This window comes from Gallibacterium anatis DSM 16844 = F 149, assembly GCF_000379785.1.
Lineage (GTDB): Bacteria > Pseudomonadota > Gammaproteobacteria > Enterobacterales > Pasteurellaceae > Gallibacterium > Gallibacterium anatis.
Genome location: NZ_KB903683.1, coordinates 24,742 through 35,493 on the forward strand (window position 1 = coordinate 24,742; position 10,752 = coordinate 35,493).

General features: G+C 35.1%; 15 protein-coding genes and 1 pseudogene. 14 read left to right on the top strand and 2 right to left on the bottom strand.

Annotated features, from left to right (window positions below):
* Positions 1-5: 5 nt before the first annotated feature.
* Positions 6-188 (bottom strand): ogr/Delta-like zinc finger family protein, encoded by a 183-nt coding sequence (locus tag A3EO_RS13895; RefSeq protein WP_018346105.1) that lies wholly within the window; start codon positions 186-188, stop codon positions 6-8.
* A gap of 478 nt (positions 189-666) precedes the next feature.
* Here A3EO_RS13895 and A3EO_RS0103955 point away from each other — a divergent pair, with 478 nt between their 5' ends.
* The 14 genes from A3EO_RS0103955 to A3EO_RS0104020 all read left to right on the top strand — a co-directional run bounded on the left by A3EO_RS0103955 (position 667) and on the right by A3EO_RS0104020 (position 10,437).
* Complete coding sequence (locus tag A3EO_RS0103955; protein WP_018346106.1) at positions 667-885, top strand: helix-turn-helix transcriptional regulator; 219 nt, start codon at positions 667-669, stop codon at positions 883-885.
* The gene (locus A3EO_RS0103960) at positions 872-1,540 is read left to right on the top strand and encodes a hypothetical protein (protein ID WP_018346107.1); all 669 of its coding nucleotides are present in this window, start codon (positions 872-874) and stop codon (positions 1,538-1,540) included. Before A3EO_RS0103955 ends, A3EO_RS0103960 begins: the two co-directional genes overlap by 14 nt.
* Before the next feature lie 134 nt (positions 1,541-1,674).
* The gene (locus tag A3EO_RS0103965; protein WP_018346108.1) at positions 1,675-2,715 is read left to right on the top strand and encodes a hypothetical protein; all 1,041 of its coding nucleotides are present in this window, start codon (positions 1,675-1,677) and stop codon (positions 2,713-2,715) included.
* A gap of 230 nt (positions 2,716-2,945) precedes the next feature.
* Complete coding sequence (locus A3EO_RS12625; protein ID WP_018346109.1) at positions 2,946-3,938, top strand: phage major capsid protein, P2 family; 993 nt, start codon at positions 2,946-2,948, stop codon at positions 3,936-3,938.
* Positions 3,939-3,949: 11 nt separating this feature from the next.
* Entirely contained in the window at positions 3,950-4,138 is a 189-nt protein-coding gene (locus A3EO_RS0103975; protein WP_018346110.1) for a helix-turn-helix transcriptional regulator, read from the top strand.
* Positions 4,139-4,149: 11 nt separating this feature from the next.
* Positions 4,150-4,335 (top strand): hypothetical protein, encoded by a 186-nt coding sequence (locus tag A3EO_RS0103980; protein ID WP_018346111.1) that lies wholly within the window; start codon positions 4,150-4,152, stop codon positions 4,333-4,335.
* A gap of 14 nt (positions 4,336-4,349) precedes the next feature.
* Complete coding sequence (locus A3EO_RS0103985) at positions 4,350-4,613, top strand: hypothetical protein (protein ID WP_018346112.1); 264 nt, start codon at positions 4,350-4,352, stop codon at positions 4,611-4,613.
* A 71-nt stretch (positions 4,614-4,684) separates the two neighbouring features.
* A complete protein-coding gene (locus A3EO_RS12630) occupies positions 4,685-5,194 on the top strand; it encodes an ash family protein (RefSeq protein ID WP_018346113.1) in 510 nt (169 codons plus the stop codon).
* On the top strand, positions 5,187-5,708 hold the full coding sequence (locus A3EO_RS12635; RefSeq protein WP_018346114.1) for an ash family protein: 522 nt from the start codon (positions 5,187-5,189) through the stop codon (positions 5,706-5,708). Before A3EO_RS12630 ends, A3EO_RS12635 begins: the two co-directional genes overlap by 8 nt.
* 10 nt (positions 5,709-5,718) lie before the next feature.
* Positions 5,719-5,925: a hypothetical protein gene (locus A3EO_RS0104000; RefSeq protein ID WP_018346115.1), complete on the top strand. Its 207-nt coding sequence runs from the start codon at positions 5,719-5,721 to the stop codon at positions 5,923-5,925.
* Positions 5,922-6,164, top strand: a complete 243-nt coding sequence (locus A3EO_RS0104005; protein WP_154647139.1) for a hypothetical protein — start codon at positions 5,922-5,924, stop codon at positions 6,162-6,164. The genes A3EO_RS0104000 and A3EO_RS0104005 overlap by 4 nt, the downstream gene beginning before the upstream one ends.
* A gap of 62 nt (positions 6,165-6,226) precedes the next feature.
* Positions 6,227-8,404, top strand: coding sequence for a DUF927 domain-containing protein (locus A3EO_RS0104010; protein ID WP_080638275.1), 2,178 nt, complete (start codon positions 6,227-6,229; stop codon positions 8,402-8,404).
* 611 nt (positions 8,405-9,015) lie between these two features.
* Positions 9,016-9,501: a tRNA adenosine(34) deaminase TadA gene (tadA, locus tag A3EO_RS0104015; protein ID WP_039152463.1), complete on the top strand. Its 486-nt coding sequence runs from the start codon at positions 9,016-9,018 to the stop codon at positions 9,499-9,501.
* A gap of 108 nt (positions 9,502-9,609) precedes the next feature.
* Entirely contained in the window at positions 9,610-10,437 is an 828-nt protein-coding gene (locus A3EO_RS0104020) for a class II glutamine amidotransferase (protein ID WP_018346118.1), read from the top strand.
* A gap of 142 nt (positions 10,438-10,579) precedes the next feature.
* Here the strand turns inward: A3EO_RS0104020 and A3EO_RS13315 are convergent.
* Positions 10,580-10,752, bottom strand: a pseudogene (locus tag A3EO_RS13315) (IS5/IS1182 family transposase); the annotation flags it as partial.

The following is a 10,752-nucleotide window of genomic DNA, read 5'->3' on the forward strand; positions in this document are numbered from 1 at the left end:
CCGCACTACTTTTGGTGCGGTTCTTTTGTGGTATGGCTGAAGCTGATGCGCATTACAAATTGATGTTTACATTGTTCGTTGGTGCAAAAGAATTCTATTTCAGATAAATCCTGATTGATTGCTTTAACGTTTAATATTTTCGCTTTGCTTTGGCATACAGTGCATTTATGAGTCAGTGTTCTAGGCATTGGCCCCCCCCTATTAACTGAAATAATTTTTTAGCAATTGTTATCACGTAAATTTAAAAAAATCTGTTATATAACAATAACTTATTTTATGGTTGCTAATTTTATCACTTTTTCATAACTGAAAAATACTGAAATTAACTGTAATTTTTTCAGTTAAGAAAACAGGAAAAAAAGAGGATATTTTCTTTATTTTCAATAGATTAGAAATTTTTAACGCTGAAACTTAACTGAAAAAATACAAAAATTTATTATAAAAAACGAAGGTGAGCGAGTGAATTTTTCGTGACGTGCGTTTTTCCGTGAAATTTTATCTATATGTCTATTTATTGAACTACTAACGCTAATAATATCATTCTTTTTATGTGATGAGGCTTATCACATTATCAATATATTTCTATTTTTATATAACAAGACTAATATTTTTATATTCTATGAAGTTAGATAGGGCTATATAACGTTAAATTTCAAGGGATATAAAATGGATAATGATAAAGAAAGATTTATCAGATTAAATGAAGTGATAAAAAAAACAGGATTGAGCAAAGGAACGATTTACAAATATATGAAAGAAGGAACATTTCCGAGCAATATTCCTATATCAGATAAAGTTGTCGTTTGGCTTGAAAGCGAAGTGGATCAATGGATCAGCGATAAAATTAATGAGTATAAATCAAGGAGACAAAATGTTATTAGATAGACTTAGACAAGAAGAAAAATTCAAAGAGTTGTTAGCGATAGTTAAACAGAAAGAAACGTTCTTTTATCAGATACAAGATCGAATATTGACTATAAAGAAAACAATAGACAGAAACAAAAGTATATTAAAAGCATTGGCTTCAGATAATGAAGAACTACAACAGCAAATAAATGATATTACTATGGGTGATGATGTCACGTCTTCTGTTTCTAAAATTGATGAGTTATCAGATTTAATATCAGTTAATGAGAAAAAACAAAATGCTTTTAAGGTTGCTAATGACAAGCTAGAGATGCAAAAAGAATATTTATTGCTTACCGAATATCAAAACGCAGACAGAGAGCTTATAAGGGCTTATAGTAATTTATATGAATATGGCAGAGAATGGATAGCCGAAAACATTTTTTTAAGCGAAATAATGGAAGATTTTAACTTATTTTTTAGTTTCTTCTGTAATCCGTACACACCATTTAAATTTAAGAGTGATGAGGATAAGAAAAGCGGTTTTATGCAAAAAATTAAGGAGCTATTAATAGATAAAGTAGAGTTGATGCCGGTTGCTGAATTGACAGGCTATAATAAACTTTTTGAAGTTAATATAGGTCATTTTGAGAACGCAAAAAGGCTAAAAGAACTAGAACAGATTTTAAAATAACTTTGTAATTAGGATGAGCTACAACCGCACCTCGAGTGCGGTTTTTTATTGATAAAAACGATAAAAACCATATTGAACTACTATAAACTATAATTTAAAATACTGTTATTTTATACAGTATGGGGCAAATAATTATGGGTATTGGTGTTCTCGATTCAGATTTTATTAGTGCAAGAGATTTACAGATTGAATATTTTTCAAGAACAGGAAAAGAAATAAATATTAATATTTTATTAGAAGTAGCCTTTTTAAAAGTTTATTTTTACCTTAGCTATTCAAATGAAATATTAAAATTTGCAAATGGTGCTTTTGAATCTTTGTTAGATAAATCAAATATTAGTTTTAATCTTATACACCCTTCTGGTCAATATATTTTTTCTTATAATAATAATCATATGGGTACATCGCCAAAAATAATAAATAATAAAGATGAATCCTATTACTTTAATCCTTTTAATTTATCTGCAAAAGTAATTTATAAACAAAAAGTAAATAAAATTTTTAAAGATATAGATTGTTATAATATTGTTTTAAATCATGATATAAAATTTAGTAGTTTTTTTATTGCTAGATTTAATGAAGAAAATAATAACCACATTAATTTTATATCTAAATATAGTCTATTAGAAAATAGATTTATTGATGATAAGTATACAGATGAAGAAGTTGCAGAGTTAAAAATAAAAATTTATAACGTTAGTATAGACTCTATTAGTAGAGTAGCTAACCTAGATTCTATTTATTTTTTAAAGAGTGATATTGATTCTATATTAAAACTATATGATTTAAGCATTAATAATGAGCTTATTGAGTTAAGTGAAAGAGATACGACATATAGAGAAACAAATAAAGAATTAAGCTCAACAAAAGAAGAAAATATAATACAAAATAAGAAAATAGAACCTAATAAAGATCTAAGTTCAACAAAAGAAGAAGCCTACAAACAAATAATAAAAGGGCTGATTTGTCTTGCTAATCCTAATTTTGAATATCCTTTAAAGCGTAAAAAAATGCTGAAATCGGACAATAGCTACAATTGCAATGCAATAGCAGATAAACTTGTTTCAGTGCTTGAAAAACTTAAAAATGAAGGAAAGATTGTAAGTAATACTAGAGGAAACACCACTGTTAGAACATATATTGATGATATTATTAAGGAATTAAATCAAAAATAATAATAACAGATTATAGAAAGGCTTAAGTTGGCAGGCTTAAGCCTTTTTTATTTGTGTTTGAAAATTGTTATAGAACAATAACTTATAAATTAATTTTGTCAGATTTCAAAAATTTTTGCCAATTTGACAAATTTCATTTTGTCCGCTTTATAAAATCCGCTTGCAATCATTCAAGAACGTTGGAAGATGCAAAAAATTTTTTATAGATAAACAACACAGGCGGAGAAGTTATGAAAAACAGAGCAAAAATTAATCAGATTATTTCAGAAATTTTTAATGATTACAGCAGCCAACCCATATCCAACATTTATGAGCATTTAGAAACAGGAAAACAGGGTGGAATTGAGTTTATCAAAACCCTATTCTCTAAATCAGACTTTTTTAATCAAATTAATCTTGTTTTAGCGAATAACTTACAAGGAAATAAATTTAAAGGAGTCATAACAAGCCCAGCAACAGGAAGAAGAGAGGCTCGACAAAGCGCAAATTTAGGTTCAGACGGCTTTAAATTTGAATTGCAAGAGGTCGATACTGGCGTTGCTTTTAGCTGGAATCATTTGGACAGTCTAGCTGATTTGTATGAGAAAGATTTAAAAAATGAATATCTAGAACGCATTTTATCCACTATCGTTTTTGATATTTTGCAGATTGGCTGGAATGGGAAAAATTCCGCTTTAATGACTGAAAATACAGACTTATCCGATGTTGATAAAGGATGGTTAAAATTATTTGAGGAACAGAAACCGGAAAACATTATCCAACAAGGAAAAGAACAAAATATTATAAAGGTTTTTGGCGAAAATGCGGATTATAAAACATTGTCCGAACTGGCTTTTGCATTAAAAAGCAAGCTATTACCACATCACCAACAAAGAAATGATCTATTTCTTATGATTGGAAAAGATTTAATTTCAAAGCAAGAAAATTTATTAATAGATACAAGTAAAGCTATTCACAATGCAGAGCTTGAATCTATTAAATTTCAAAACGTTATAGCCGGTTTACCAGTTATCACTCCGCCGAATTTTCCGGCAAAAGGCACAGCAATTACAACATTATCTAATTTAAGTTTCTATATTGATCCAATAAGTTGCAGATTTTCAATAAAAAATGATGAAGAAAAGAAACAGCTTATTTATCGCTTTTATCGTCGTCAGTGCTATGTTGTTGAGGATTTAAATTTAATGGCAGCAGTAAATGAAAAAAATATTATTTTAAGTTAGCCGGAGGAAAAATGGAAACAAAGTTATTAACAATGAAAGAAGTCACGAAGATTGGTATTGGCAGCAAATCAACAATTTATAAATTATTAAAAAATGGCGATTTTCCAAAACCGATTAAATATGGTCGCTATAACAGATGGTCGCTATCTGATATTCAAGATTGGATAGCGAAAAATAACCCGAATAAGTCAATTAATTAAAGGCGGAAAGTATGAATACAGCAAAAGAGCTATTAAAGGCATTCAATAAATTGCCTATTAAAGAGCAAGTTAACTTTGTCAGAATGATGACTAAGAACGAGGAAGAAAATGCGCAACATTTCAACGTTGCTAAAACAGGAGCGCAGAAATTAAGCGATGAACAGCGAAATAATAAAAAAATAAATTTTGCAGTTTAAGTAGGAGAGGGAAAGTGAAGCGGTTAAAAGGTTTATTGATTAAATGCCCTATATGCGGAAATGGTTTAAACATCAGGGACTCTCAAAGACCGAGCGCTTGCTTGACTCAAGCGAGCGTTTATTGCGCTGATTGTCATTTAAAAGGCGTGATTAATGCGGAACTTTCGCAAATTCAATTGGCTGAATTCCATTCAGTGGCAGACAACCACCAATGGCAACAGGATGAAGAAATAAAAAAACGATTATTAAAAAAAAGCGCAATCACCAAAAACCGTTGATGATTGCACTGTTACTTTTATCCTTTTTAACTTGTATGGTTGTTGTTTGAACGAACAACGGATCTAATTATATGATAAATAACAAAAAAAGCTACTGTTTTGCTTTAAAAACAGAAAATAATATTAATTTATACTTGACAAAAAAATATAAACCACGTTATTTTACGAACGCTTTCACAAAATCGAAAGCCAGCCGTGACAAGCTGAATATTTTACAGGCGAACAGCACGCCAAAACGTGCTTTTTTTGTTCGTAGATTTCACACACCCCAAGAAAACCGCCTAGCGGTAATTCAATCTATGATGGCGTGTAGTGGGCAACCCTTTGCGGTTGGCTGCTTTCCTGTAAAGGCAGTTTGTCACCCTGCTACACGCTATCGCCAATCCGTGACAAGTTTAGCGATAGCCCTTGAACAATTATTTACAGGACTATTAGCAATGATCTATAAATTCTTATTGCTAGGCACACGCCTACACATTTCAACCTATGCCAACAGCGAGGCAAAAGCACGCCAATTTTTAAATTTACCCCGTGATAAAGCTATTTTTATCGCAAGAATTAAGGGGGGAAATTATGCGTAATTTAGCCTTGACAAACTCACCTAAACCAGCTTACACTTGCCACGCTTTCGCAAAATCGAAAGCCAGCCGTGGAAAGCTGAATAAACCAGAGGCGAACAGCACGCCAACCCGTGCTTTTTTTGTTCGTAATTTTCGCACACCTAAAGAACACCAATTTAAGGCGTGTTCATCAATGGTAGGGCGTAATAGGCACGCTTTAAGCGTGGCTAGTTTTCCTTTGGTACTAGTTTTCCACCCTGTTACGCTCTACCGCCAATCCGTGGAAAGATTAGCGGTAGTCTTTGAAAAATTACCCAAAGGACTATCAACAATGATCTATCAATTCAAAGCCGTGAGCCGTTTTGACTTACGCAATACCCAAAAACCAATCTCACTATTCCCACGTTATACGCTGAAAATTAACGCCGAAACGTTAAGTCAGGCAGTTGCAAAAGTTAGCCCATTTTTTGTTGTGTTAAATGTATATAACACCGGCAAAAATGGCGTTAGTACTTTCCACAAATTGGCTAAATAAGGCGGTAACTATGATCACTGAAAAAATTACATTAGCCAATGGCGCAGTTATTGAATTTTTCGCACCTGATTTGGAACAAATGCGCAATTTATTTCCAGATTATGATTACTTTAAGGCAATGAAAGAAGCGCGCAAGCAAAAGCGAGAAATTGCAAAGAAAAGAAAAAGACAGCTACAACAACAGAAACAAGCAAGAAGAAAAGCGAGGGGGGAATGATGGATACACAAAATAATTTTAAAGAGCTTTATAACTTATCAGAAGAAGTAGCGACAAGCCTTTCAGTCATAAAAGACGTTTTAATGTTGGCTGAAGAAATTATTATTTACGACCCCAAAAATGCAACAGGGAAAATACAGTCATTGCTGATGTCGCAAGTACCCTATATGGAAAAAGCGGAGGCTATGTGCAGTGATTTAGTTAAGAGTTTATACAGTTTAGCTAATCAAAATAAATAATATTTAATAAGGCGTTGTTGTTCTGTTTCAGGGCAACAACGCTATTTTTTAAAGAAGGTATTATGATGAACGGAAAACTAAAAAAAGCCCCTTTTTTAAAAGATCAACCGAATGCACCGCTTGATGAAATGATCATTTTAGCCGGTAGCGAGGCGTGGCAAGCGTGGGGAAATGGAAACGGGCAATATTGGCATTTATTAACGGAACGAATAAGAAGCGATTACAAGCAAAAGCCAGTAATTTTAGGTTATGACCAGTTGCAAGATTTGAGACTTTTTAGAATTGCGCCGGAAAATCAAAAAGCGATCCGTATCGCTCAATATGGCACGTTAAGCAGTGATCAAATTGATAGTATTTGCATTAACCTAGCCAAGCACACCGAAGCCGACAGCGTGTTGTTATGCAACAATGTAGGCGAATTAGAACAAGACTTAAGCGGTTATATTAAAAGAATTAGAGAGGGCGACAGCGTAGCGGAAACCGTGCAAAAAATGACAATGCCGGAAATTGAAGATAAAACGTTGCCTTATATCGAATATCGAGATGGCAAGTTAAGCGGTTTATATTATGTTGTTCCTAAAACAGATAAAGAAGGCGATATTATCAACGAAAAAGCAACGTGGCTTTGTGATAATCTTGCTATTGTTGGCCGTGGAATCAATCAAAATAACCATTTTTACTATATATTTGAATGGAAGCACGCACTAAATAAAACCATTGTTAGGGAAGCTATTCCAGCAGCTGATTTAGGCAAGGCGCAAGCGTGGGATCATTTTAAAAATAACGGTTTGAGAATGTCCGCTTGTGAACAGTTAAAGCAGCTTGTTGATTATTTTCACGCCAAAGGCGAATGTACTCAAAATTGGATTGTAACCAATATGACCGGATGGCAAGGCGGTGCTTATTTATTACCGAATGGCGAGATTATAGGCAACCCAAGCCAGCCAATCGCATTCACAGCTAAAAGCGCAAGCAAGCACGGCTACAGCACCGCCGGCACGTTGGAAAGTTGGCAAAATGAAATAGGGCGTTATGTTGTAGGCAATGCCACGATGATGTTAGGCGTTGCCACCGCGTTGGCGAGTCCTCTTCTAAATTTACTTAACGCCGAGCCGTTTGGCGTTCACCTTTACAACCAATCAAGCAAAGGCAAAACAACCACCTTGAATATTGCTAATAGCGTTTATGGCAACCCGAAAGAAATTATTTTAACGTGGAACACCACACCGCAAGGCATTAACAACGAAGCAACCGCAAGGAATGATGGATTTATCACGCTTGACGAGTTAGGGCAAGCCAAGCGATTTTATGAAGTTGAAAATATCGCATATTCACTATTTAACGGCAGCGGACGCATTCAGGGAATGAAAGAGGGCGGAAACCAAGAGATCAACCGCTGGAAAATCACCGCTTTATCAACCGGCGAAAAAGACCTTGAAACCTACTTGCAAAGCAAAGGTATAGCTATCAACGCCGGTCAATTGGTGCGCTTGCTCAATATTCCTATTTCAGAGCCGGCGCAATTAGGCGAATTCACCAACCAAAAAGCACACGCCGACCACCTCAATGAAATGGCGTTAAAAAATTATGGCGTGATAGGGCGCAAATGGATCGCTTTTTTAACAGAGAATAAAGCGTTAGTAGCGGAAACTTATAAAGCCTATAATCAACAATGGCTTAATAGATTACCGGCAGAAGCCAGCTCACAAGTGCAAAGAGTTGCCAGCCGTTTTGCTATTTTAGAAACCGCCTTGCAATTAGCCGCTAATTTGACGTTATGGAACGAAAAACAGAACAGCGAAGCATTAATAAAATGTTTTAATGATTGGCTTTCTGATTTTGGCACGAATAACCGAGAAAAGACGGTTATTCCTGAACAGTTGCTAGGCTGGATTTTTGAAAACAGAGATAGCCGATTTATTGAATATCCATTTAAACCGATAGAAAGCCCAATCAAGAACACCGCAGGTTATAGAATATTGGCAAGGCAAAACACAGAGGAACAGGAACATTTTTATATTTATCCAAAAGCCTTTAAGGAAGCGTTGGGCGAATATCCGTTAAAAATCGCTTGCCCTATTTTGGCTGATGTTGGGATGTTGGCTAAAGGAACTGAAAAAGACCGTGAATATTTGGTTAGATTGCCAAAACATTTAGATGAACGAAGACCAAGAGTTTATCTTGTTTATCCGGTAGAAGTCGAGGAACAAGAAACGCCACAAAATGAAACAAATAATTAACATATCAAGAGCCGGCAAAAATGACCGGCTTTTTTATTGGCAGAACATCAAAAATTTTCCCTCAAGATGTTAAATATATATGGTACATATGGGATAATTGGGACAGATATAAATATATATAATAATATCAATAATTTATAACTTTTATTAAGTCCCAAAAGTTTCCCAATCCGTCCCAAGTGTCCTAAATTAAAAATTAACTTAAAACAGTGTCCTAAAAATTTTCCTATTGTGTCCTATATAAGATGGGACGGAAAAACGGATTTAACTAATTGATTATAAATATCTTTTTTTTCGTGTCCCATTTGCCCAGCGTCCCAGCCGTTTTACACTCACCCAGCCGGAAACACTCAAGCAAGCAAAAACGCCAACATATCAACAGCACGAAAAAAGAAACATTTTTTTAACAAAAATAAATTTTTTGGCTGATATACATATTTTTTCTTTTTTGATAGGATCGCCCAATCAGAGGGGAATTATTACTCCCCATTTAACTACCCAATACATTTAGAGTTGATAAATAAAGCGAATAAAATCAATAAGTTATCATTAAAGATTGAAGTTGCCCACGTTCGCCATTTTATTAATTTATCCAATTAAATCAAATAGTTATGTCTAATAAAGATCAGAAGTTTATGCAATATGCGCTAGCATTGGCGGATAACGCGGCGATGATGGGAGAGATTCCTGTCGGTGCAGTGCTGGTGGATGAGCAGGGTAATATTGTGGCGGAAGGCTGGAATCAATCGATCACTTTATCCGACCCGACTGCCCACGCCGAGATTATGGCTTTACGCCAAGCAGGGCAGAAATTGCAGAATTATCGGCTGTTGAATTTAACACTTTATGTAACGCTGGAGCCTTGCCCGATGTGTGCCGGCGCTATTTTACATAGCCGCATTAAACGCTTGGTGTTTGGTGCAAGCGACTATAAAACCGGAGCCATAGGTTCACGTTTTCATCTGTTTGAAGATTATCGAATGAATCACATTGTGGAAATTACTGCCGGCGTGTTGGCAGAGGAGTGTAGTGCCAAAATCAGTCAATTCTTTCAAAAAAGGCGAGCTGAACAGAAACAGGCAAAACAAACAAACTAAAGCCTATGTCATATAACAAATTATTATTAATATCCTTACTACTCATATGTGAATTATGATTTATAATGTACAGCCTGAAATTTTAACTTTTCGTATGTAGGTTTGTTTATGTGTCAATTATTGGGAATGAATTGTAATACACCGACCGATATCGTGTTCTCATTTGAAGGGTTTCGCCGTCGTGCCGGTATTACCGATTGCCATTCAGATGGCTTCGGCATTGCGTTTTTTGAAGGCAAAGGCGTGCGCGTTTTCCGTGATGATAAACCGTGCAGCTCATCGCCGATTGCGGATTGTGTGAAACAGTATCATATCAAGTCACTCAATGTGATTGCACATATTCGTAAAGCAACGCAGGGCAATGTGAACCTAGAGAATACGCATCCGTTTATGCGTGAAATTTGGGGTGAAAATTGGGTGTTTGCTCATAATGGTAATTTAACCACATTGCCTGATTTATCTGATTGCCGAGCACAACCTATCGGCACCACCGATTCCGAAGCGGCGTTTTGTTATATGACCGAGTTTTTAAAACGGCGTTATTTGCGTAAACCGAGCGAAGATGAAATTTTTGATGCTGTTTACGAAGTTAGTCAAGAGTTATCAAAGCTTGGTACATTTAATTTTATTTTATCCAATGGGCAGTTTATGATTGCGAATTGTTCAACATTTTTGCACTATCTAACACGTAAAGCACCGTTCGGTAAGGCATTCCGTGTGGATGATGACGGCTTTATTGATTTTAATGATTATGCTAAACCGGGTGATAAAGTGACTATTATCTCAACTCAACCGCTTACCAAAAATGAACATTGGACCAAAATGGCACACGGTGGCTTTGTGATGTTCAAGGATGGGGAAAAGGTGAAGGAAATTGTTGGGGTTGAGCAAGAAATTAAGGATGATGGCACACTTGGTAATATGAAAATTGCTTAAGCGTTGAATTTGTTCCCAATGAAATGTGAAAAGATGGCGTTATATACGCCATCTCAGACTGCTGACAAACCCATCTTTCCAAAATCATTTGATAAAAGTGGGTTTGTTTTTTTACTTTGTCGCTTTTCTCTTGCTTTTCCTTTCAGATAACGGTGCCAGCGGTCATTTTCGCTGATTGTTTTACCCATGCCTCAAACAAGTAAAATTGACGCCATAAATAAGACAAAATAGCCCATACCACTAGGGCAATTTTCTTGATATTTTGTGCCATTGCCGCAAGGAAGCATTGCATTTGCACTTTGGATAATCCTCTAT

What these genes read in the sequence shown, in the direction of transcription:
- A3EO_RS13895 (WP_018346105.1), bottom strand. Translation starts at nt 188, where the DNA reads ATGCCTAGAACACTGACTCATAAATGCACTGTATGCCAAAGCAAAGCG.
- A3EO_RS0103955 (WP_018346106.1), top strand. Translation starts at nt 667, where the DNA reads ATGGATAATGATAAAGAAAGATTTATCAGATTAAATGAAGTGATAAAA.
- A3EO_RS0103960 (WP_018346107.1), top strand. Translation starts at nt 872, where the DNA reads ATGTTATTAGATAGACTTAGACAAGAAGAAAAATTCAAAGAGTTGTTA.
- A3EO_RS0103965 (WP_018346108.1), top strand. Translation starts at nt 1,675, where the DNA reads ATGGGTATTGGTGTTCTCGATTCAGATTTTATTAGTGCAAGAGATTTA.
- A3EO_RS12625 (WP_018346109.1), top strand. Translation starts at nt 2,946, where the DNA reads ATGAAAAACAGAGCAAAAATTAATCAGATTATTTCAGAAATTTTTAAT.
- A3EO_RS0103975 (WP_018346110.1), top strand. Translation starts at nt 3,950, where the DNA reads ATGGAAACAAAGTTATTAACAATGAAAGAAGTCACGAAGATTGGTATT.
- A3EO_RS0103980 (WP_018346111.1), top strand. Translation starts at nt 4,150, where the DNA reads ATGAATACAGCAAAAGAGCTATTAAAGGCATTCAATAAATTGCCTATT.
- A3EO_RS12630 (WP_018346113.1), top strand. Translation starts at nt 4,685, where the DNA reads ATGATAAATAACAAAAAAAGCTACTGTTTTGCTTTAAAAACAGAAAAT.
- A3EO_RS12635 (WP_018346114.1), top strand. Translation starts at nt 5,187, where the DNA reads ATGCGTAATTTAGCCTTGACAAACTCACCTAAACCAGCTTACACTTGC.
- A3EO_RS0104000 (WP_018346115.1), top strand. Translation starts at nt 5,719, where the DNA reads ATGATCACTGAAAAAATTACATTAGCCAATGGCGCAGTTATTGAATTT.
- A3EO_RS0104005 (WP_154647139.1), top strand. Translation starts at nt 5,922, where the DNA reads ATGATGGATACACAAAATAATTTTAAAGAGCTTTATAACTTATCAGAA.
- A3EO_RS0104010 (WP_080638275.1), top strand. Translation starts at nt 6,227, where the DNA reads ATGATGAACGGAAAACTAAAAAAAGCCCCTTTTTTAAAAGATCAACCG.
- tadA (WP_039152463.1), top strand. Translation starts at nt 9,016, where the DNA reads ATGTCTAATAAAGATCAGAAGTTTATGCAATATGCGCTAGCATTGGCG.
- A3EO_RS0104020 (WP_018346118.1), top strand. Translation starts at nt 9,610, where the DNA reads ATGTGTCAATTATTGGGAATGAATTGTAATACACCGACCGATATCGTG.